21 protein-coding genes are annotated in these 22,140 nt (G+C 62.8%); 11 read left to right on the forward strand and 10 right to left on the reverse strand.

Annotated elements, in window-relative coordinates:
- Positions 1–136: 136 nt before the first annotated feature.
- A complete protein-coding gene (locus C9427_RS22825; RefSeq protein ID WP_097574547.1) occupies positions 137–532 on the reverse strand; it encodes an AGROH133_08824 family phage infection protein in 396 nt (131 codons plus the stop codon).
- 131 nt (positions 533–663) lie between these two features.
- Positions 664–1,359: an aspartate/glutamate racemase family protein gene (locus C9427_RS22830; protein WP_107651355.1), complete on the reverse strand. Its 696-nt coding sequence runs from the start codon at positions 1,357–1,359 to the stop codon at positions 664–666.
- A 67-nt stretch (positions 1,360–1,426) separates the two neighbouring features.
- On the opposite strand from C9427_RS22830, the gene C9427_RS22835 reads away from it, so the two are divergent.
- Both C9427_RS22835 and C9427_RS22840 read left to right on the forward strand, forming a co-directional pair.
- Complete coding sequence (locus C9427_RS22835) at positions 1,427–1,672, forward strand: type II toxin-antitoxin system Phd/YefM family antitoxin (protein ID WP_107651356.1); 246 nt, start codon at positions 1,427–1,429, stop codon at positions 1,670–1,672.
- A complete protein-coding gene (locus C9427_RS22840; protein ID WP_107651357.1) occupies positions 1,669–2,124 on the forward strand; it encodes a type II toxin-antitoxin system VapC family toxin in 456 nt (151 codons plus the stop codon). Before C9427_RS22835 ends, C9427_RS22840 begins: the two co-directional genes overlap by 4 nt.
- A 9-nt stretch (positions 2,125–2,133) precedes the next feature.
- On the opposite strand, the gene C9427_RS22845 is transcribed toward C9427_RS22840, so the two are convergent.
- On the reverse strand, positions 2,134–4,317 hold the full coding sequence (locus tag C9427_RS22845; RefSeq protein WP_107651358.1) for a primosomal protein N': 2,184 nt from the start codon (positions 4,315–4,317) through the stop codon (positions 2,134–2,136).
- An 89-nt stretch (positions 4,318–4,406) separates the two neighbouring features.
- Between C9427_RS22845 and fsa the strand changes: the two genes are divergently transcribed.
- Positions 4,407–5,063, forward strand: a complete 657-nt coding sequence (gene fsa, locus C9427_RS22850) for a fructose-6-phosphate aldolase (RefSeq protein WP_107651359.1) — start codon at positions 4,407–4,409, stop codon at positions 5,061–5,063.
- 83 nt (positions 5,064–5,146) lie between these two features.
- On the opposite strand, the gene lptE is transcribed toward fsa, so the two are convergent.
- Together lptE and leuS are read right to left on the reverse strand one after the other, a co-directional pair.
- Complete coding sequence (gene lptE / locus C9427_RS22855; RefSeq protein ID WP_107651360.1) at positions 5,147–5,734, reverse strand: LPS assembly lipoprotein LptE; 588 nt, start codon at positions 5,732–5,734, stop codon at positions 5,147–5,149.
- The gene (gene leuS / locus C9427_RS22860) at positions 5,721–8,348 is read right to left on the reverse strand and encodes a leucine--tRNA ligase (protein WP_107651361.1); all 2,628 of its coding nucleotides are present in this window, start codon (positions 8,346–8,348) and stop codon (positions 5,721–5,723) included. The genes lptE and leuS overlap by 14 nt, the downstream gene beginning before the upstream one ends.
- 145 nt (positions 8,349–8,493) lie before the next feature.
- Between leuS and C9427_RS22865 the strand changes: the two genes are divergently transcribed.
- From C9427_RS22865 to C9427_RS22875, 3 genes are all read left to right on the forward strand, one after another.
- Positions 8,494–9,156, forward strand: coding sequence for a YggS family pyridoxal phosphate-dependent enzyme (locus C9427_RS22865; RefSeq protein ID WP_107651362.1), 663 nt, complete (start codon positions 8,494–8,496; stop codon positions 9,154–9,156).
- A gap of 86 nt (positions 9,157–9,242) precedes the next feature.
- Positions 9,243–9,497, forward strand: a complete 255-nt coding sequence (locus C9427_RS22870; RefSeq protein ID WP_107651363.1) for a type II toxin-antitoxin system Phd/YefM family antitoxin — start codon at positions 9,243–9,245, stop codon at positions 9,495–9,497.
- Positions 9,498–9,650: 153 nt separating this feature from the next.
- Entirely contained in the window at positions 9,651–10,700 is a 1,050-nt protein-coding gene (locus C9427_RS22875) for an aldo/keto reductase (protein ID WP_107651364.1), read from the forward strand.
- Positions 10,701–10,763: 63 nt separating this feature from the next.
- Here the strand turns inward: C9427_RS22875 and C9427_RS22880 are convergent, their stop codons facing one another.
- The gene (locus tag C9427_RS22880) at positions 10,764–11,669 is read right to left on the reverse strand and encodes a LysR family transcriptional regulator (protein ID WP_107651365.1); all 906 of its coding nucleotides are present in this window, start codon (positions 11,667–11,669) and stop codon (positions 10,764–10,766) included.
- A gap of 120 nt (positions 11,670–11,789) precedes the next feature.
- Between C9427_RS22880 and C9427_RS22885 the strand changes: the two genes are divergently transcribed.
- On the forward strand, positions 11,790–12,968 hold the full coding sequence (locus C9427_RS22885) for an MFS transporter (RefSeq protein ID WP_107651403.1): 1,179 nt from the start codon (positions 11,790–11,792) through the stop codon (positions 12,966–12,968).
- A 48-nt stretch (positions 12,969–13,016) separates the two neighbouring features.
- Positions 13,017–14,051: an aldo/keto reductase gene (locus tag C9427_RS22890; RefSeq protein WP_107651366.1), complete on the forward strand. Its 1,035-nt coding sequence runs from the start codon at positions 13,017–13,019 to the stop codon at positions 14,049–14,051.
- 202 nt (positions 14,052–14,253) lie between these two features.
- Here the strand turns inward: C9427_RS22890 and C9427_RS22895 are convergent, their stop codons facing one another.
- Positions 14,254–14,526, reverse strand: coding sequence for an usg protein (locus tag C9427_RS22895; RefSeq protein WP_097574538.1), 273 nt, complete (start codon positions 14,524–14,526; stop codon positions 14,254–14,256).
- A 304-nt stretch (positions 14,527–14,830) separates the two neighbouring features.
- Between C9427_RS22895 and acs the strand changes: the two genes are divergently transcribed.
- Entirely contained in the window at positions 14,831–16,786 is a 1,956-nt protein-coding gene (gene acs, locus C9427_RS22900) for an acetate--CoA ligase (RefSeq protein WP_107651367.1), read from the forward strand.
- Positions 16,786–17,535, forward strand: coding sequence for an MOSC domain-containing protein (locus tag C9427_RS22905; protein ID WP_107651368.1), 750 nt, complete (start codon positions 16,786–16,788; stop codon positions 17,533–17,535). The genes acs and C9427_RS22905 overlap by 1 nt, the downstream gene beginning before the upstream one ends.
- Position 17,536: 1 nt before the next feature.
- Here C9427_RS22905 and C9427_RS22910 read toward each other — a convergent pair whose 3' ends face one another.
- Both C9427_RS22910 and C9427_RS22915 read right to left on the reverse strand, forming a co-directional pair.
- Positions 17,537–18,805: an SAM-dependent methyltransferase gene (locus C9427_RS22910; RefSeq protein ID WP_107651404.1), complete on the reverse strand. Its 1,269-nt coding sequence runs from the start codon at positions 18,803–18,805 to the stop codon at positions 17,537–17,539.
- Between the two features lie 120 nt (positions 18,806–18,925).
- Positions 18,926–20,026 (reverse strand): SAM-dependent methyltransferase, encoded by a 1,101-nt coding sequence (locus C9427_RS22915; protein ID WP_245437148.1) that lies wholly within the window; start codon positions 20,024–20,026, stop codon positions 18,926–18,928.
- On the opposite strand from C9427_RS22915, the gene C9427_RS34865 reads away from it, so the two are divergent.
- Entirely contained in the window at positions 19,989–20,498 is a 510-nt protein-coding gene (locus tag C9427_RS34865; RefSeq protein WP_245437149.1) for a hypothetical protein, read from the forward strand. The genes C9427_RS22915 and C9427_RS34865 overlap by 38 nt on opposite strands.
- A 70-nt stretch (positions 20,499–20,568) precedes the next feature.
- Here C9427_RS34865 and C9427_RS22920 read toward each other — a convergent pair whose 3' ends face one another.
- Positions 20,569–22,047, reverse strand: coding sequence for a TadE/TadG family type IV pilus assembly protein (locus C9427_RS22920; RefSeq protein WP_107651405.1), 1,479 nt, complete (start codon positions 22,045–22,047; stop codon positions 20,569–20,571).
- Positions 22,048–22,140 lie beyond the last annotated feature (93 nt).

Raw genomic sequence — 22,140 nt, forward strand, 5'->3', positions numbered from 1 at the left:
TATCCCCGGTCGAAAGTCGATTGCCGTCTAGCACAGGCATTTTAAGACCGCAATGCGTCCTTCCGCATGGTTTTCAGGCACTATTGTCGCATCCGGTGGCTCGGTTCACCCGAAGCTCCCGGATTAGCCTTTGGATTCAGGGCAAAAAGCCGAAGGCGAAGGCAAGCGGCAGGGCGGCCAGCACCAATTCCACTGCGATGGAAACCCAGTTGAAAGGCGTGTTGGCGCCGTCCGACATCATCGACAGCAGGCGGCCGAAAGCGGTGAACAGCCAGGAAAAGCCGAGCGCCATGTAGAGCAGCGGTTGCGCCAAGAGGATGCAGCACAGGCTGACGCCGAGATAGAAGCCCGACATGCGGCCGCGCCCCTCCGCGATCGCCGCCGCCTTTTCGGGCTTGACCTGCAGCCGCAGAATCCGGAAGGCCAGCCCCGGCGCCAGGAACAGCAGCAGCCCGAGAGCCAAGGTCACGACGGCGCTCGACCATGCCAGCCACTCGCCCTGGCTCATCGGCCATGGAAACGCAAATTCCATCCTTGTCCCCTCGAAGATGATCGTTTCGAAATTTTTGGGCATTCTAACGAAGGAAAAGCCCCGCGCCAGATGGTGGCCGGCACTTTAGAGCATGATCCAGAAAAGTGGATTCCGGTTTTCGGAAAAGATCATCAAGAGAGCGCGAATGCTACCGCTGCCTCGGCATGGATGCGCGTCGTGTCGAACACCGGAATGTCGAAATCCTGCTGGCCGATCAGCATGGTGATCTCGGTGCATCCCATGATGACGCCGTCGATCTTCTCATCGCGCCGCAGGCGGGCGATTTCGTCGATATAAGCCGCCTTTGATTCGGCGCTGACGATGCCTTGGCAGAGTTCGTCGTAGATTACTTTGTGCACCATGTCGCGGCCGGCCTGCTCCGGCACCACTGGTTGCAAACCGTATTGGTCGGCGAGCCGTCCCTTGTAGAAATCCTGTTCCATGGTGAAGCGGGTCGCGAGCAGCGCCGGGCGGTCGACGCCAGCGCTCTTGACGGCGACCGCCGTGGTATCGGCGATATGAATGAGCGGAATTGACACGGCAGCCTGCACCTCATCGGCGAGCTTGTGCATTGTGTTGGTGCACAGCAGCAGACCTTCAGCCCCGCCGGACTCGAGCTTGCGCGCGGCCTGAATCAGAAGCAGGCCGGCGCCGTCCCAGTCGCTGTGGTGCTGCCGCTCCGCGATCTCGGCAAAGTCGAACGACCACAGGAGCAGCTTCGCCGAATGCAGCCCGCCAAGCCGCTCGCGCACGATCTCGTTGAGCAGGCGATAGTAGATGGCCGTCGATTCCCAGCTCATGCCGCCCAAAAGGCCAAGGGTTTTCATGAGGACTGTTCCTTTTCCCGCATAGTTCCTATATTGTGACCACATGAGACCACAAGGAGTTTCGCCCATGAGGACAATGCAGGTACGAGAGGCAAAAGCGAGCTTGTCTGCGCTTGTGGAGGCGGCGGCGAATGGCGAGCCTACTACCATCACCAAGCATGGCAAGCCGACTGCCATGGTTGTACCGATTGAACAGGGACGGAAACTTTATCCGCAAGGCAGCCAAAAAGACTTCGTGGATTTCTTGCTTCAGTATCCAGGCGGTATCGAGCTTGAGCGGAACCAATCGCCGTCGCGAGAGGTCGAATTTTGAGCGACTATCTGCTTGACACGTCTTTTCTCTCCGCCTTTGCACCTGACCGTCCCCTGCTTCCATCGCACGTGCAGAAATGGGTCACCGATCAAAGAGAGCGTGGCTCCTGGCATATGTCATCGATCGTTGTTTTAGAGCTGGAAAAAGGCATCACGAAACTGAAGCGGTCAGGTGGACATGCGAAGGTGGAACGCATCAGTCAATGGTTCGAAAGTTTGCTCGTCGAGTTCGACCAGCGCATTCTCCCGGTCGATGTTGCAATTGGGCGAGAAGCCGGGCGACTGGAAGACAGCGCTAATGCCAGAGGCGTCAATCCAGGGCTGGCAGATGTCCTGATTGCAGCGACTGCTCGTTTGAATGGCCTGTCTGTCTTAACAGCCAATGTCCGGCATTTCGCAGTTCTCGACGTGCCATACCTGAATCCGTTCGCCCAGGGGGACCCAGCAGCATAACCCTCGTTCTTACAAAAAGCTCTGTGGATCGATATCGACCTGCACCCTGACCGAGCCGCGCTGCTTCGGCCCGTTGGCCAGCATGGCGCGGATGAAGCCTTGCATGTCGGCGCGCTTTTCGCCCTGGATCAGCAGCCGGAAGCGGTGACGGCCGCCGAGCAATGACAGCGGCGCCTCAGCCGGTCCGAGCACGAACAGGTCGGTGGCTTCGGGCGCGGCGCGGCGCAGGCCCCGCGCATGGCCCTCGGCTTCCGCCCGCGTCACCGCGCTGACGATGACGCCGGCCAGGCGGCCGAAAGGCGGTAGCGCCGCCCGCTCGCGCTCGGCGATCTCGCGCTCGTAAAAAGCCTCGGCATCGCCGGAGACGATCGCCAGCATCACCGGATGGTCGGGCTGGAAGGTTTGCAGCAGGCCAAGGCTCTTCTTGCCGGTGCGGCCGGCGCGGCCGGTCACCTGGCTGAGCAGTTGGAACGTGCGCTCGGCGGCGCGCGGGTCGCCATTGGCGAGACCGAGATCGGCGTCGACCACCCCGACCAGCGTCATGTCGGGGAAATTATGGCCCTTGGCGACAAGCTGTGTGCCGATGACGATGTCAGCTTCGCCCTTGGCGATGGCTTCGAGTTCGAGCCTCAGCCGTCGTACTCCGCCCATCAGGTCGGATGACAGCACGATGGTGCGGGCGTCGGGGAAATGCGTCACCACCTCCTCGGCGATGCGCTCGACGCCCGGCCCGCACGCCACCAGATGGTCGAGCGTGCCGCATTCGGGGCAGGCTTCCGGGCGCTTCTCATTGTGCCCGCAATGGTGGCAGACGAGCTGGCCGCGAAAGCGGTGCTCGACCAGCCAGGCCGAGCAGACCGGGCAGCCAAAGCGATGGCCGCAGACCCGGCACAACGTCAGCGGCGCATAACCGCGCCGGTTGAGGAACAGCAACGACTGCTCCTTCCTCTCCAGCGTCTGGCGCATATGGCCAAGCAGCACCGGTGACAGGAAGCCGCCACGCGCCGGCGGCGCGCGCCGCATGTCGATCGTCTTCAGGGCGGGGAGAGCCGCCTCGGCGAAGCGCCCCGAAAGCACTGCCCTGCCGTAGCGGCCCTGTTGCGCATTGACCCGGCTTTCGACGGACGGTGTCGCCGAGGCGAGCACGACCGGGAAGCCGCCGATATGGCCGCGCACCACCGCCATGTCGCGGGCATTGTAGAAGACGCGGTCCTCCTGCTTGTAGGCGGGGTCGTGCTCCTCGTCGACGACGATCAGCCCAAGCTCCTTGAACGGCAGGAACAACGCCGAACGCGCCCCGGCGACGACGCGCACGTTGCCTTCAGCCACTTGCCGCCAAACACGTTCGCGCATCCTTGGCGGCAGATCCGAATGCCATTCCGCCGGCTTGGCGCCGAACCGCTCCTGGAAGCGTTCGAGGAAGGCATGCGTCAGCGCGATCTCCGGCAGAAGGATCAGCACTTGGCTACCCCGGTCGAGCGCGGCGGCCACCGCCTCGAAATAGACCTCCGTCTTGCCGGACCCGGTCACCCCGTCAAGCAGGGTGACGCCGAATGCGCCGGCCGCGACATTGGCGCGCAGCATGGCGGCCGCATCGCTCTGGTCCGACATCAGCGAAGGCCGGGCATAGTCAGGGTCGGGTGCTGCGACCACCGGCCGCGGCGGGATCATCACGGTCTCGAACACGCCTTGCGCCTTCAGCCCATCGATGACGGTCGACGACACGCCGGCCGCGTGCGCCAGACCGGATCGCGTCCAGGCAAGCCCGCCTTCGGCCGTGTCCAGCACACGCATGCGCGCATCCGTCATGCGGTCGGGCATTGCCAGGGTGCGTTGCAGTCCCTCGATCCACGGTTCCGGATCGAAGGCTTCCGGTGCCCTGAGCAGCATGCGCGCCACCATGCCGGGCGCCGACAGCGTGTATTGCGCCAGCCAGTCGACGAAGCGGCGCATCGCGCGGTCGATCGGCGGACAGTCGAAGACCTGCTCGATCGGACGCAATTTCCTCGCATCGACCTTTTCCACGGCGCCGTCCCAGACGATGCCGGCGACCTGGCGCGGGCCGAGCGGCACGCGTACGATCGAACCCGGCACCACGCGCATGCCGGCGGGCACGGCATAGGTGTAGGGCCGCTCGGCCGGCATCGGCACCAGCACCGGCGCGGCCGCGACAAGGGGCGAATCTTCCATCATGAGACGTGACCTTGCCTCGACTTTGGTCTAGAGCAAAGGCCGACCCCGAATGTGCAGGCCATGCACATAAAAATCTTCAGGAGACCGCCATGAAATTTTTTGTCGACACCGCCGATGTCAAGGAAATCCGTGAGCTGAACGATCTGGGGCTGCTCGACGGCGTCACCACCAACCCCTCGCTGATCCTCAAATCCGGCGGCAAGATCGCCGACGTCACGAAGCAGATCTGCGATATCGTCAAGGGCCCGGTCTCGGCCGAGGTCGTGGCCACCGAATACAACGACATGATGGCGGAGGCCAGGATCCTGGCCAAGATCGCCGACAATGTCTGCATCAAGGTGCCGCTGACGCTGGACGGGCTGAAGGCTTGCAAGACGATCCGCACCGAGATGAACCGCATGGTCAACGTCACGCTCTGCTTCTCCGCCAACCAGGCGCTGCTCGCCGCCAAGGCCGGCGCCTCCTTCATCTCGCCCTTCGTCGGCCGTATCGACGACACCGGTTCGGACGGTATGGAGCTGATCCAGGAGATCCGGCAGATCTACGACAATTATGATTTTCCGACCGAGATCCTGACAGCTTCGGTGCGCACCGTGAACCACGTCAAGCAGGCAGCGCTCATCGGCGCCGACGTCATCACCGCGCCGCCGGCGACGCTGAAGGCGCTGGTCAAGCACCCGCTGACCGACAAGGGGCTGGAGCAGTTCCTGGCCGATTGGGCAAAGACCGGCCAAAAGATCGGCTGAGGCAAAGCATCCCATTTCGAAAAAAGGCCGAGCAATCGGCCTTTTTCATGTGTCGGCAATAGCCGGAAGCTTTGGGTCTCAGTCTAACCCGCCACTGCCTTTCCATGCTTGATCAGATCCTGGGCGATCGACAGCCGCAGCAGATCGGCCAGTTCGCGCGCCGCGCGATTCTCGGCGTCGATCTGCGCCCTGTAGGAAGCGAACTCCTGTTGCGGCTTGTCGAAGGACGAAGCGATCGAGCGCTTGCCCCTCGCGATCGCCGTGCCGGTCTTGGCGTCGGTCAGCACATAGTTGGCGGTCAGCGTCACCGTGCCCGCCGTAGGCTCGTCCTCGTCGGTCTGGATCTGCACGATGGCAGCGGATTCGACGAGTTCGGTGACGCCGAGATCGAGCGAATAGACCGGCGAAGCCGGCTCACCCGCGCCCTGGCCGAGCGCGAAGATCAGATTGTTGCGGACCTGCTGGGCGTAGCGGGTATTGACCGGCTTGATCGAAATCGATGCCAGCTCAGTGGCGGCGCCGACTTGCGAGCCGGCGGTGAGCGGCGCGCTCGAATAGAGCGGGCGCACCGTGCAGGCCGAAAGCAGCGCAGCCGAAACGACCAGTCCGCAAACTGCCACCCGGCGCAGCAAACGCGTCACATCTGTCTTTTCCGGATCAGGCAACGACATTGACGATCCTCTGCGGCACGATGATCACCTTGCGCGGTGCCTTACCTTCGAGCGCTTTCTGCACGAAGTCGAGAGCCAGAACCGCTTTTTCGACCGCACCTTGGTCCGCGTCGCGGGCAATTGTCAAATCGCCGCGCTTCTTGCCGTTGACCTGGACCGGCAGCACGATCTCGCTGTCGACGACAAGCGCCGGATCATAGACCGGCCACGGCCGTTCGGCGACGAGATCGGTGCCGCCGAGCGTCTGCCAGCATTCCTCGGCCAGATGCGGCATGACCGGCGCGATCAAGTGCACGATGATGTCGACGGCCTGGCGGCAAGCGCCTTTCAGCGCCGGATCGGCCTTGCCTTCCGCCACCTCGTTGAGCGGCACGGTCAACGCATTGGCAAGCTCGTAGATGCGGGCGATGGCGCGGTTGAAGGCGAGCTTTTCAATGTCCTCGCCGACAGATTTCAGCGCCTTGTGCGCGGCCTTGGAAACGCCTCCGGCTTCGCCCTCTTTCGCCGCCGCCGGCTTGACCCCGGCGAGCGTTTCGGCAGCCGTCGACACCAGGCGCCAGATGCGCTGGAGGAAGCGGTGCGCCCCGGCTGCGCCGTCGTCGGTCCACTCGACGTCGCGCTCGGGCGGCGAATCCGACAGCATGAACCAGCGCGCGGTGTCGGCGCCGTAGCCGTCGGTGATCTCTTCCGGGCTCACCGTGTTCTTCTTCGACTTCGACATCTTTTCCAGCGGGCCGATAACGGCCTCTTCGCCGGTTGATATCTCGATGGCGCGGCGTTTGCCGTCGACGTCCTCGATCCTGACTTCGCTCGGTGACAGCCAGCGCCCATTGGTCGAGGCACCGCCGACGCGGTAGGTCTCGTGCACCACCATGCCTTGCGTGAACAGGCCCTTGAACGGTTCGGCCAGATCGAGATGACCGGTCTCGCGCATGGCGCGGGTGAAGAAGCGCGAATAGAGCAGATGCAGGATCGCATGCTCGATGCCGCCGATATACTGGTCGACCGCCAGCCATTCATTGGCCGCCTTCGGCTCGGTCGGCTCGTTCGCCCAGGGCGCCGTGAAGCGCACGAAATACCAGGACGAATCGACGAACGTGTCCATCGTGTCGGTCTCGCGCCGCGCCGGCTTGCCGCATTGCGGGCAGTTGACGTGCCGCCAGGTCGGATGGCGGTCGAGCGGATTGCCCGGCCGGTCGAACTCGATGTCGTCGGGCAGCCTGACCGGCAAATCGGCCTTCGGCACTGGCACCACGCCGCAATCCTCGCAATGGATCATCGGGATCGGGCAGCCCCAGTAGCGCTGGCGCGAAATGCCCCAGTCGCGCAGGCGGAAATTCACCTTGCGCTCGGCCATCGGCCGGTTGCCGATGGTTTTCTGCTCCAGCAGTTTCGCCACTTCGTCGAACGCCTGACCCGGCTTCATGCCATCGAGGAAGCGCGAATTGATCATCACGCCATCGCCGACATAGGCTTCGTCAATGATCTGGAAGCTTCCTTGATTCTCGCCTTCCGGCATCACCACCGGCACCACCGGCAGGCCGTATTTGTTGGCGAAGTCGAGGTCGCGCTGGTCGCCGGACGGGCAGCCGAAGATGGCGCCGGTGCCATAGTCCATCAGCACGAAATTGGCGACATAGACAGGCAGCGTCCAGCTCGCGTCGAACGGATGAACGACACGGATGCCGGTATCGAAGCCCTTCTTCTCGGCCGTCTCCAGTGCTGCCACCGAGGTGCCCATATGACGGACCTCCTCGATGAACTTTGCCAGCGCCGGATTGTCCTCGGCGGCCTTCTTCGCCAGCGGATGGTCGGCGGCGACCGCCATGAACGAGGCGCCGAAGATGGTGTCGGGTCGCGTCGTATAGACTTCCAGCTCATGCTCGCCGGCAACCGGAACAGCCAGCGGCCAGCGGATCAGCAGGCCTTCCGAACGGCCGATCCAGTTCTGCTGCATCAGCTTCACTTTATCCGGCCATTCGCCCAGGCCTTCCAGCGAATCCAGCAGGTCCTGCGCATAGTCGGTGATCTTGAAGAACCACTGCGTCAGCTCGCGCTGTTCGACCAGCGCGCCCGAGCGCCAGCCGCGCCCGTCGATGACCTGCTCGTTGGCGAGCACCGTCATATCCTCCGGATCCCAGTTGACCTTGGAGGATTTGCGCGTCACCAGCCCCTTTTCGACGAAGTCGAGGAACAGCATCTGCTGGCGGTGGTAGTAGTCGACGTCGCAGGTCGCGAATTCACGCGCCCAGTCCAGCGACAGGCCCATCATCTTGAGCTGCTCGCGCATGGCGGCGATGTTCTGGTAGGTCCATTCCTTGGGATGGACCTTGTTCTGCATGGCTGCGTTCTCGGCCGGCATGCCAAAAGCGTCCCAGCCCATCGGGTGCAGCACGTTGAAGCCTTTGGCCCGCTTGTAGCGCGCCACCACGTCGCCCATCGTGTAATTGCGGGTGTGGCCGATATGGATCTTCCCCGACGGATAGGGGAACATCTCCAGCACATAGTATTTCGGGCGCGGGTCGTCATTGTCAGCTTCGAACAGCTTCTTGGCGTCCCAGGCCTTCTGCCATTTGGGCTCTGACGCGCGCGGATTGTATCGTTCGGTTGCCATCGGATGTTTTTCACTTAAAAGCAGGCACAAGCCGCCGGACAATGGCCGGCGGCCAGGAAAATGTCGTCGCGGTGTTCACCATGGATTGCCGGACCCGTCAACTGCGGCGATCCTGCGAGCATGAAAAGACAGGCAGGATATAGGCATGGCGAGCCCCGTCGAACAGCTTTCCACGGTCAAGGCGAAGATCGCCGCAGCCGAGCATGAGGCCGGCCGCGAAGCCGGCGCCGTCACATTGGTCGCCGTGTCGAAGACCTTCGACGCCGCTGACATCCGCCCGGTCATCGAGGTAGGCCAGCGTATCTTCGGCGAAAACCGCGTGCAGGAAGCGCAGGCCAAGTGGCCGGCGCTGAAGGCGGCCTTCCCTGATATCGAGCTGCATCTGATAGGCCCGCTGCAATCGAACAAGGCCAGGGAAGCGGTCGCGTTGTTCGACGTGATCGAGACGGTCGATCGCGAGAAGATCGCCGCCGAACTCGCCAAGGAGATGGCCAGGCAGGACCGCTCGCCAAAACTCTATGTCCAGGTCAACACCGGTTCCGAACCGCAAAAGGCCGGCATCGAACCGCGCGAGGCCGTCGCCTTCGTCGCCCGCTGTCGAGATGTCCATGGCCTCGCCATCGAAGGCCTGATGTGCATCCCGCCGGCCGACGAGAACCCCGGCCCGCATTTCGCGCTGCTGGAAAAGCTCGCCCGCGAGGCCGGCGTCGAAAAACTGTCGATGGGCATGTCCGGCGACTACGAGACAGCGATCGCCTTCGGCGCCACCAGCGTCAGGGTCGGCTCGGCGATTTTCGGTAGCCGATAGCCTGCCTCGCCAGACGCCTGTCGTTCCCTGATTTTTCGAGGTAGTGTATCGGGCACATCCGGCCGAGTTAGCGAGGACTACTCTTCTTGAACTGGGACCTACGGGACGCAAGAAACAATCTCTCGAAGCTTGTACGGCAGGCGCGCGAACAAGGGCCACAGACGATCACCTTGCGCGGAAAGCCAGCCGCCGTCGTGTTGGCTCTCGAGGACCATGACCGACTGGACGGCGCAAAACCTTCGCTTGCGGAATATCTTCTTACAGGCCCCGCGTGGGATGACGATTTCGTCGAGGAGGTCAACCGCCGGCCCGAGACGATGATCCGACCCGTGGAATTCTGATAACTTTTTTCGACACGAATATCGTCTCGATGAGGCAGCAAGGTTGAGGGCTCGATGGGGCCAGCTGCAACAGGTTCATTGCGCCAGGACTGGAAACGAAACGTATCGTTCCTATTTGCTGAGCGTCATCACCAAATCTCCTGGAGCCGCACCATGCGCTACAATCAACTTGGAAACACGGGGATGTTTGTCTCCGAACTGTGCCTCGGCACCATGACCTTCGGCGCCGCCGGTGAAAATGCCCAATGGGGCCTGATCGCCAGCCTCGACCAGAAGGGCGTCAACGAGATCGTCTCCCGGTCAATCGCCGCCGGCGTCAACTTCTTCGATACGGCAGACGTCTACTCCTTTGGCGCATCGGAACAGCTTCTTGGCCAGTCGCTCAGGGATCTCGGCGTCAAGCGGCAGGACGTGGTCATCGCCACCAAGGTACACGGCGCCATGGGCGGCGGGCCGAACCAGCGCGGTTCCTCACGCGGCCACATCATGGATTCGGTCGATGCCAGCCTCGAGCGGATGCAGCTCGACCATATCGATCTTTACCAGCTGCACGGCGCCGACGCGGTGACACCGATCGACGAGACGCTTCGAGCACTCGACGATCTCGTTGCCAGCGGCAAGGTGCGCTATGTCGGCGTTTCCAACTGGCAGGCCTGGCGCATCGCCAAGGCCCTGGGCATCGCCGAGCGCAAGGGCTTTGCCCGCTTCGAGACGGTGCAATCCTATTACTCGATCGCCGGTCGCGACCTCGAGCGCGAGATCGTGCCGCTGCTCAACGAGGAAAAGCTCGGGCTGATGGTCTGGTCGCCAATGGCCGGCGGCCTGCTCTCCGGCAAATACGGCCCTGGCGCGCCCGGCAATGGTGAAGGTCGCCGCGCCTCCTTCAACTTCCCGCCGGTTAACGAGGACCGCGCCTGGGCGGCGGTTGCCGTCATGCGCGACATCGCCAAAAAGCACGGCGTCAGCGTCGCCACCGTGGCGCTCGGCTATGTCCTGGCCAAACCCTTCGTGATGAGCGTCATCATCGGCGCCAGCCGCATGGAGCAGCTCGAACAAAACCTTGCCGCCACCGAGCTGAAGCTCGACGCCGACGATCTGGCCAAGCTCGACGAGGTCAGCGCGCTGCCGGCCGAATATCCCGGCTGGATGCTGGAGCGACAGGCTGCCGGCCGGCGGCCCGCGCCTTTCGCGCCGAAGGCCTAGCGGGCAGCGTCCGGTCCCTTTATGGAAAGTCGCGCGTCCCCCTGGCGCGCGGCTTTTCGTCCTTCAGAGCCGCACGCTCTCTACCAGAAAATCGAGAAAAGCCCGCACCCTGGCCGGCAGGTGCTTGCCCTGGCCGACATAGACGGCATGCGTCGGCTCCTCGTCGCCGGGATTGAATTTTTCCAGCAGCGGCACGAGACGGCCAGCGGCAATGTCGGGCGCGACGTGCCAGCGGGCCAGCCGGGCAATGCCCGCCCCGGCCAGCGCCGTCAACCGCATCGCCTCGCCGTCGCTGACCATCGCATTGCCGGTGACCGGAACCGTAAGAGATGCTCCGGCCGTGTCGGTGAACGGCCAGCCATCAATGTATCGCGCGAAGCCGAAGGCAAGACGGTTGTGATGTTCGAGGTCGGCAGGCAGACGCGGCGCGCCGCGCGCCTCAAGGTAGGATGGGGCGGCAACCACCACCATTCGGCTCTGGCCGAGCTTGCGCGCCACCAGCCGTGACTCGCGGAGCGGTCCGGCCCGGATGGCGACATCGGCGCGCTCTTCCATCAGATCGATGACGCTGTCTGTCAGCACCGCGTCGACGGAGATCTCGGGATAACGTTCGAGGAAGCGCGGCAGCAGCGGGATCAGCCGGTGCTGCCCGAACGGCACGTAGCTGTTGACGCGCAGCAGGCCGCGGGGTGCTGCCCCTGCCGCCGCTTCGCGTTCGGCCGCATCCATGTCGGCGAGGATGCGCATGCCGCTGTCGTGGAAAGCGATGCCCTCCGGGGTGAGCTGCAACCTGCGTGTCGAGCGGCTGACGAGCCGTGCGCCAAGCCGCGCTTCCAGCCGCGCGATCAGCTTGCTCACCGCCGATGGCGTCATTCGCAGCGCCCGCGCCGCCGCCGAAAAGCTGCCGGCCTCGACGACACGAACGAACACTTCGATCTCGCCGGAGCGATTGATGTCAGGTCTCGCCATTCGTGAATCTATTTCACAGAAAATATGCCTGGGGCAAGTCTGGTTCACAGTTCACCGCGACACGATCTTCCGGTCGGACGCGGGGAAACAGCGTCCTTTGCCACCAACAGGACGATGACCATGCCTCTTGCTCTCTACGCCCTCGCCGCCGGCGCCTTCGGCATTGGCGTCACCGAATTCGTCATCATGGGCCTGCTGCTCGATGTCAGCAAAGATCTCGGTGTGTCGATCTCGGCCGCCGGGCAGTTGATTTCGGGCTATGCGCTGGGTGTTGTCGTCGGCGCGCCGCTTTTGACCATCGCCACAGGAAGCTGGCCGCGCAAGACCGTGCTTTTGGCGCTGATGGCGATCTTCACCCTTGGCAATCTCGCCTGCGCGCTCGCCCCAGATTACTGGACGCTGATGGGCGCCCGCGTGATCACCGCCTTTGCCCACGGCACCTTCTTCGGCGTCGGCTCGGTCGTCGCGACCGGGCTGGTCGCGCCCAACAAGAAGGCCTCGGCGATCGCGCTGATGTTCACCGGCCTGACCATCGCCAACATCCTCGGCGTACCCTTCGGCACCTGGCTCGGCCAGGCCTTCGGCTGGCGCGCGACCTTCTGGGCCGTGACCGTTGTTGGACTGGCGGCCTTCGCAATCATCCTGCTGCTGGTGCCACGCAGCCAGGTCGCTCCCGAGAAAAGCAACCTGCGCGCCGATCTGGCCGTGCTCGGCCGCAAGCCAGTCCTGCTTGGCTTCGCCACCACGGTGCTCGGCTATGCCGGTGTGTTCGCCGTCTTCACCTATATCGCACCTCTGCTGACCGAGATCAGCGGCTTTGCGGAAGCCGCCGTGTCACCGATCCTGCTTGTCTTCGGCGGCGGCCTCATCGCCGGCAATCTGCTGGGCGGCAAGTTCGCCGACCGCTGGCTGGTGCCGTCCGTCCTCGGCAGCCTCGTCGTGCTGGCGCTGGTGCTCGGCACAATGACCTTGGCCCTGCACAGCCAGACGATGACCGTCATCTATGTCGGCCTGCTGGGTGCTGCCGCCTTCGCCACTGTGGCGCCGTTGCAGATGTGGGTGCTGGAAAAGGCCGAAGGCGCCGGCCAGAGCCTGGCTTCGTCGTTCAACATCGCTGCCTTCAATCTTGGCAACGCCGCCGGCGCATGGCTTGGCGGCGTGGTCATCGCCCATGGTCCCGGTCTCGATGCCGTCACCTGGGTCGCCGCCCTGCTGCCGCTCGCGGCGCTCGGCGTGGCTGCGCTGGCGCTGCGTCTTGATCGCCCGACGCTCGGCGAACCGGCAACCGCCTGCTCGTAAGCGAGTTCGATGAAATCCAAATCCTCTTTGTCATCATAGGAGAAAAAGATGGAATATCGACGTCTTGGCGCCTCGGGCCTGAAGGTCCCGGCGCTCTCGTTCGGCGCTGGAACTTTTGGCGGTTCCGGGCCGCTGTTCGGCGCCTGGGGCAACAGCGACGCGGCGGAAGCGCGGCGATTGATCGACATCTGCCTTGAGGCCGGCGTCAACCTGTTCGACACCGCCGACGTCTATTCGAATGGCGCTTCCGAAGAGGTGCTCGGCCAGGCGATCAAAGGCCGCCGCGACGCCGTGCTGATCTCGACCAAGACCTCGCTGCCGATGGGCGACGGGCCGGCTGACTACGGCTCGTCGCGTTCGCGGCTGATCCGAGCCGTGGAGGACGCATTGAAACGTCTCGGCACCGACTATATCGACCTGTTGCAACTGCACGCCTTCGATGCCGGCACGCCGATCGAGGAAGTGCTGTCGACGCTGGATGACCTCGTGCGCGCCGGCAAGCTGCGTTATGTCGGCGTCTCCAATTTCTCCGGCTGGCAGGTGATGAAATCGCTCGGCCTGGCGGACAGGCACGGATATCCGCGCTACGTCGCCCACCAGGTCTATTATTCGCTGGTCGGGCGCGACTACGAATGGGAGCTGATGCCGCTTGGTCTCGACCAGGGCGTCGGCGCGCTGGTGTGGAGCCCACTCGGTTGGGGGCGCCTGACCGGCAAGATCCGCCGTGGCAAGAAGTTGCCGGAAAAGAGCCGGCTGCACGACACCGCAAGCTTCGGGCCGCCGGTCGAGGACGAACATCTCTACCGGGTCGTCGACGCGCTCGACGCGATAGCCGGGGAAACCGGCAAGACCGTGCCGCAGATCGCCATCAACTGGCTCCTGCAGCGCCCGACCGTATCGTCCGTCATCATCGGCGCCCGCAACGAGGAGCAGCTTCGCCAGAACCTCGGCGCGGTCGGCTGGACGTTGACCCCGGAGCAGATGAAAAAGCTCGACGCCGCAAGCGAAGTCACCGCGCCCTACCCGTATTTTCCGTATCGGCGCCAGGAGGGTTTCGCCCGGTTGAACCCGCCAGCGGTGTAAGCGTCGCGATCCTCGTTTCGGGATCATCATAGACATCGGGGCGTAGCCGAAGCCCCCTCAACTTCGTCATCCTCGGGTCTTCGCGACGCCGCTTCGCGGCTGCTCCGCCCGTGGATGACGAAGTGATTGATGTTTCCGCCAATCGCCAAGGCGTGTGGTCCGCTGATGCAAACACGGTCCGTCAAACTTCTGCGACAAGGAACTAATGCAGCACGAACTCTCCATCGACCTTGCGCCATTCGTTCGGCGAGATCAGTTTCTGGTGCGTATAACTCACCGAGTGCAGCGGCCCGTCGAGCCTCGCCTTCCAGAACTCGATGAACCTTATCAGCACCGGGAATTTCGGCGCGATGTCGTAGTCCTGCCAGATGAAGCTCTGTAAGAGATGCGGGTGGTCGGGGAAGTGATAAAGAATCTTGGCCGTGGTCAAGCCATATCCCCTAAGCATCAGGTCCATTTCTGAATGGTCGCGCATTGCAGCCCCCAGGTTGATTCTCCTTTCCTCCCAGTGTGAAATTGTGCGCGCTATTTGCTTAACCGTCTATTGATATTTCGCAGTCTAGGCCAAGTTTACTACGCAAAAACATGTAGTTAGCAGCGATCGTACCCGAGTGCTGACAGCATTGAAAAAGGCTGCTGCGGCATCCCGCCGCGCGAATCCAACGTCTAATGTTGCCGTCACGGCGGAACTGTTAATAATGCGCGCGAATTCGCGGCCGCAACGCCGCGAGCCCGCTGGTGCGTCAAGCCGGCGGCATGGTTTGGGAGGAAAGCCAAGAATGTCCGATGTTCATGTCCACCGCGTCCAACCGGCGTGGAAGAAGAATGCTCTGATCGACAATGACACTTATTTGAAATGGTACGCCGACAGCGTGAAGAACCCGGACAAATTCTGGGGCAAGCACGGCAAGCGCATCGACTGGTTCAAGCCCTTCAGCAAGGTCAAGAACACCTCCTTCGACGGCAAGGTTTCGATCAAGTGGTTCGAGGACGGGCTGACCAACGTATCGTACAATTGCATCGACAGGCACCTGAAGAAGCGTGGCGACCAGACTGCGATCATCTGGGAAGGCGACAACCCCTACGACGACAAGAAGATCACCTATAACGAGCTTTACGCGCATGTCTGCCGGCTCGCCAATGTGATGAAAAAGCACGGCGTCAAGAAGGGCGACCGCGTCACCATCTACATGCCCATGATCCCGGAGGCGGCCTATGCGATGCTCGCCTGCACGCGTATAGGCGCCATCCATTCGGTGGTCTTCGGCGGCTTTTCGCCGGACGCGCTGGCCGGCCGTATCGTCGACTGCGAATCGACTTTCATCATCACCGCCGATGAAGGCCTGCGCGGCGGCAAGGCGATTCCGCTGAAGGAGAACACCGACAAGGCGATCGACATTGCCGCCAGGCAGCATGTGATGGTGAAGAACGTCGTCGTCGTGCGCCGCACCGGCGGCAAGATCGGCTGGGCTCCGGGCCGCGACGTCTGGTACCACGACGAAGTCGCCACGGTTAAGGCGGAATGCAAGCCCGAGAAGATGAAGGCCGAGGACCCGCTGTTCATCCTCTATACGTCGGGTTCGACCGGCAAGCCGAAGGGCGTGCTGCACACCACCGCCGGCTATCTCGTCTACGTCTCGATGACCCACCAATATGTCTTCGACTACCATGACGGCGACATCTACTGGTGCACCGCCGATGTCGGCTGGGTCACCGGCCACAGCTACATCCTCTATGGGCCGCTCGCCAATGGCGCCACCACGCTGATGTTCGAAGGGGTGCCGAACTACCCCTCGCAATCCCGTTTCTGGGAGGTCATCGACAAGCACAAGGTCAACATTTTCTACACCGCGCCGACGGCGCTGCGTGCGCTGATGGGTGCCGGCGACGCGCATGTGCAGAAGACCTCACGCAAGTCGCTGCGCGTGCTGGGTTCGGTCGGCGAGCCGATCAATCCGGAGGCCTGGGAGTGGTACTTCAACGTCGTCGGCAACGGCAAGGTGCCGATCGTCGACACCTGGTGGCAGACCGAGACCGGCGGCATCCTGATCACGCCGCTGCCCGGGGCCACCGACCTCAAGGCAGGCTCGGCGACGCGGCCTTTCTTTGGCGTCCAGCCGCAGCTGGTCGACGGCGACGGCAAGGTGCTGGAGGGCGCGGCCGACGGCAATCTCTGCATCACCGACTCATGGCCCGGCCAGATGCGCACCGTCTATGGCGATCACGAGCGTTTCGTGCAGACCTATTTCTCGATCTACAAGGGCAAATATTTCACCGGCGACGGCTGCCGCCGCGATGCCGACGGCTACTACTGGATCACCGGCCGCGTCGACGATGTCCTCAACGTTTCCGGCCATCGCATGGGCACGGCCGAGGTTGAGTCGGCGCTTGTCAGCCACGACAAGGTCTCGGAGGCTGCCGTTGTCGGTTATCCCCACGACATCAAGGGCCAGGGCATCTATTGCTACGTCACGCTGATGGCCGGCGAGACGCCGAGCGAGGAGTTGCGCAAGGAACTCGTCGCCCATGTCCGCAAGGAGATCGGCGCCATCGCCACGCCCGACAAGATCCAGTTCGCACCGGGCCTGCCCAAGACCCGCTCGGGCAAGATCATGCGGCGCATATTGCGCAAGATCGCCGAGGATGACTTTGGCTCACTTGGCGATACCTCGACGCTGGCCGACCCGGCGGTGGTCGACGATCTCGTCGCCAACCGGCAGAACAAGAAGGCCTGATGCCGGCCGCGACCGAGATCGGCACTGTCAGCGAGCTCTGGCGCTATCCGGCGAGCTCGCTCGCCGGCGAGCGCCAGGACGTAATCGCGGTCGGAAAAGAGACCATCGATGGCGATCGCTTGTTCGGCCTAGTCGATGCCTCGAACAACGAGATCGCACGGCCCGACCGCGAAGCGAAATGGCACAAGGTGCCGCTGATCCGCACCCGGTTGACCGGTGAATGCGCGCTCGAGATCGCCGTTCCCGGCGGCGACTGGTTGGCCGCGCCCGGCGCCGAAAGCGACCGCGTCGTTTCCGCCTATCTCGGTTTCGAGGCCTCGATCCGGCCGTTTCGCAGGGAAAACGTTGCGCCGGATTATTCCGGCCCGCTGACCGCGGAGCGCTATCGCAAGGCGCCCATCCACCTGCTGACCACCGCCTCGATCGCGCGCCTGAAAGCATTGCATCCCCTGGGAACGCCCGACCCGCGCCGCTTCCGCCCCAACATCGTGGTCGACATGGCGGCCATCGAGGGATCGTTCCCGGAAACGGAATGGATCGGCCGCAAGCTGGCGATCGGCGATCTGCTGTTGACCATATCGGAACCGTGTCGCCGCTGCGGCTTCACTATCATCGCCCAGGATGGCTTTGACCACGACCCGGCAATCCTGCGCAATCTGGTTCGCCACAACGCCCACAATATCGGCGTCTATTGCACCGTCGACCGGCCAGCCAGCGTGGAAATCGGTGCCCCTATGCGGTTCGTGTGAACTACCGATACAGATCCGCCCGCGTTGGCGGCAGGCCGCTCGGGCCGCGCGCCCGCTTGGTGGCGACGGTCTGGAAAATCTGCGCCGAGGCGCGCTCGAAGGTGATCGAGCAGCCGGTAAGATAAAGCAGCCAGAGCCGCGCCTTGGCCTCGCCGACCTCGGCGATCGCCTCGTCGAAGCGCGCATCGAGGCGCTCCGCCCACAGACGGCAGGTGCGGGCGTAATGCTCGCGCAGGTTTTCGACATCGTAGACAAGGAAACCGTGCGCTTCGAGATTGCCGAGCGTCATGCCGATCGTGTCGACCTCCCCGCCCGGAAAAATGTATTTGATCAGCGCCTTGTATTCCGCGCCCTTGCGCAGCGTCTTCTTCGCGCTGCCCTTGCTGCGCCGCGTGATGGCGTGGTGCAAATAGATGCCACCCGGCTTGAGCAGGCGATGGATGGTCGAGAAATAGGTCGCGTGATTGGCCAGGCCGACCGCCTCGAACATTCCGATCGACGAGATCTTGTCGTAGCTGCCGCTGAGGTCGGTGTAGGATTTGATGTCGATGGTGACACGATCCTCGAGGCCCTCGGCGCGGATGCGTTCGCGCGCCAGCCGGGTCTGCTCTTCCGACAGCGAGACACCGTGACCGATGACGCCATGGTGTTTGGCCGCATGGATCAGCATCGCCCCCCAGCCGCAGCCGATATCGAGCAACCGATCGCCAGGCTTCAGCCGCAACTTGCGGCAGATATGATCGAGCTTGTCGACCTGCGCCTGGTCGATGCCATTGGTGAAGTCGGTGAAATAAGCGCAGGTGTAGACCATGCGCTCGTCGAGAAAGAGCCGGTAAAAGGCATTCGAGATGTCGTAGTGGTGCTGGATCGCCTCCTTGCTGGAACCGCTGACGAAGGGATTGCGCCCGGCAAGGTCGGCCTGCGCCGCCATCTGCTTGCGCGAAAACAGCACCGCGGGGAGGTCGCGCAGGATCGCCAGCTTCGGCAGTGTTTTCAGCTTCGCCTTGATATTGCCCCGCGACGGCAGGGCGTAGAAATCGAACAGTGAACCGTCCTCGACATCGACGGCCTTGGAAATCCACATCTCGATCAGCGTCGAGAAGCTGGGGCGGCGCACCATCCGCCAGACGATATCCTGGTCGTTGATGGTGAGCACGGGGCCGGTGGCGGGACCGATGCGCTCGCCGGTCCACAATTTGACGGCGAAACCCGGATCGAGCGTCTCGACAACCGTTCGAACAATCCGTGCGGCCTTGTCGGCAGCCTCCATATCCATCACCCGCCCCAGAACACCGACAGGATTTTGCCCGCCGGATCAGTTGGCCGCAACCCACCACCGTCGACCGACCGGGCAGCTTCAAGGACGGCGAGACGCCACGGTCGCTTTGGATTACCGATACAGATCCGCCCGCGTCGGCGGCAAACTGCTTGGCCCCCGCCTCCTCTTTGTCGCCACCGTCTGAAACAGTTGCGTCGAACCGTTGTTGAACATCTGCGAACATCCGGCGAGATAAAGCAGCCAAAGCCTCGCCCTTGGCTCGCCCACTTCGGCCACCGCCGCGCCGAACCGCGCCTGCAGCCGTTGCGCCCACAGGCGACAGGTCTGCGCGTAGTGCTCTCGCAAATTCTCGACATCGTAGACCAGGAACCCGTGCGCCTCGAGATTGCCGACCGTCATTCCGATCGTGTCGAGTTCGCCGCCCGGGAAGATATACTTGACCAGCGCTTTGTATCCGGGGTCCTTGCGCAGCGTCTTCTTCAAACTGCCCTTGTCGCGTTTGGTTATGGCGTGGTGCAGGTAGATGCCATCTGGCTTGAGCAGGCGATGTATGGTCGAAAAGTACGCCGCATGATTGACGAGCCCGAGATGCTCGAACATGCCGATAGAGGAAATCTTGTCGTAGCTGCCGGTGAGATCGGTATAGGATTTGATATCGATGGTGATCCGTTTTTCCAGCCCTTCGGCACGGATCCGTTCGCGGGCAAATGCCGTTTGCTCCTCCGACAGAGAGACGCCATGCCCGATCACACCATGGTTCTTGGCGGCGTGGATCAGCATTCCGCCCCACCCGCAGCCGATGTCGAGAAGGTGGTCGCCAGGCTTTAGTCTGAGCTTGCGGCAGATGTGTTCCAGCTTGTCGGCCTGTGCCATGTCGATATCATTGGCAAAGTCGGTGAAGTACCCGCAGCTGTAGACCATCCTCTCGTCGAGGAAGAGCTGGTAGAAGGCATTGGAGATGTCATAGTGGTGCTCGATTGCCTGCTTGCTCGACCCGCTGACGAAGGGGTTGCGGCCAGCGAGATCGCTGCGCGCCGCCATCTGCTTGCGCGAAAACAGCACGGCGGGCAGATCGCGCAGAATCGCCAGCTTCGGTAGTGATTTCAGCTTAAGGCGCAGCTTGCCTTCGAAAGGTATTGCGTAGAGATCGAGTGGGGAGCCATCTTCGACGTCGATGGCCTTCGACACCCACATCTCGATCAGCGTCGACAAGGTGGGGCGGCGGACCACCTGCCAGACGATGTCCTGGTCGTTGATGGTGAGCACGGGGCCGGTGGCGGGCCCGATCCGCTCGCCGGTCCACAGCCTGACCGCAAAACCCGGTTTCAGCGTTTCGATGACCGTTCGAACGATCCGTGCCGCCTTGTTGCTGGCTTCCATTTCCTTCCCCGACGCGCCGGATGCCGGCAGTCCAGTGCGACAATGTTGTCCGGTTGGCCGGTGGACCGCAAGCCGCGCCGGTGCCGAAAAACATCACATGCGGCTTTTTCAACAGGACGCCTTGCCATTTGCTGCGGCGCACCCCATCATCATTGTGTGTTCAACAAATCGAAAGGAGGTGATCCGATGTCGAGTGATTTCGTTTTCCAGAACGTGGCCTCAGCGGATTGCACTTTCGGGAAGCAGTCTTCCCGTTAAGGCGCGAGATGCGCGGCGGGCGACGCTAGAGCGCCGCCGCCAATGAGCCGCGCCATGGACGGAAACACGGAAGGCCGCCGGCTTCGAAGGAAGCGGCGGCCTTTTCCGTTTGATGATCAGTGGGTGAGTGCAACCTTTTCGGTATTTCGGATGATTTCCTGAAAGGCGGCGTCCAGTTCCACTCCGGTGGAAACCTCGAAATAATGTCTGTTGGCGGCGGAGACGTCTTTCGACGAACAGTCCTTCAGCACCGCCTTCGCCTGATCCCGCTCGGTTGCCGACATATCCTTGTCGTTGAGGTCGAAGCCGATCGTGAAAATCTCGATGCCGTCACTTTTCATGTTGCCGCATAGCGTTTCAGCGTTGCCGCGCGCAAGGTTGCCCTGGCTGTTGTAGCTGCCCCCGGCGCCGGCGAAGGCTGTATTGAACTGGCCATCGGTCATCAGGATCGCGACCTTGGCGATCTTCTTCGCATTGATATCCGCGGGGCCGCTGCCGAGACCGGCATTCTTGATCGCCGCGCGCCATTGCGGCGACAGCATATAGTAGGTCCACTGAATGGCGATCGCGCCGGCGGTGTAACCATCGGCCCGGAAGTCGTCGATCGAATCGAGCAAGGCGCCGGAATCGGCTGTCAGTGGGATCACCGCCGCGTCAGGGCACTTGTTCATTCCTCCACCACCCAGATGATCATCCCGGTTGACCAGGGCATAATATTTCTTGCCGTTCCCGTCCGTGCGAACCGTGTCGGGGCCGTCGGCGCTGAAATCCGGATCGCCGTTTTTGTTCTTGCGCTCCGTGGCGCAATCGTCGGAACGGGGCGCCGCTGCGCCAACGATGGAGATGTAGTCGCTGAAGGACGGCAGCAGCTTACTGCCCGTCTTGGTGACGAGAAGCGAGCTGCCGGCGACGGGCGGCAGGTCAGAGCCCCCCTGCTTCTCGGCATAGACGTTTTCCGCCAGCTTGCCGACATTCACGGCGGAGGCATAAGGCACAAGCGCGACGCGAATGCGGGGGTTCTTCGGATCCTGGTTCTGAAGCATCGTCTCGACCGCGTTTTTTGCCGCTGCTTTCAGATCACCGATCTTGTCTTTCTTGCCGCTCCTCTTCATCGACCCCGTGATGTCGAGCATCATCGCCACCTCGACCGTCTTGTCCGAATAAAGGGCCGTGGTGGATGCGGTGACGCGCCGCGCGCTTTCAAGGCCGAAGATCGGGAAATAGAGGCCGACATCGACATGCGCGTCCGCCCGGACCGTATTGGCGGTCCTGTCGACCGTCAACTTGTCGAGGACGATCTGGTCGGCCTGCAGGATACCGGCCGTGCGGTTGGCGTCGAGGAAGACCTGCACCGATTTGCTGGCGTCGGCCTCCTTGATGACGCCGGTCGTCAGGTCGCGCGCCGTCGAGGTCACCGCCGCATCGACCACGCCTTGCAGGCTCGATCTGGCGTTGTAGAGCTGCGAAACGTTAACGGCAAAGCCGGCGCCCAGCACCAGAACCGACCCGACAACGCCAAAAAGAACCGCGATGTTTCCGCTGCGATCCCTGCCGAAACCGCCGATCGACTGAGCAAGACCCCCAAAATGCCGCATGCTTTTCGCCTCCATCATCACGGCCTCGTAGCCATGTGAAGGCGCAGTTGCAGGATCCCGGCCGGATGACCTGGCCATGGCGCGGAACGCCGG

Source organism: Mesorhizobium helmanticense (assembly GCF_003034915.1).
GTDB lineage: Bacteria > Pseudomonadota > Alphaproteobacteria > Rhizobiales > Rhizobiaceae > Mesorhizobium > Mesorhizobium helmanticense.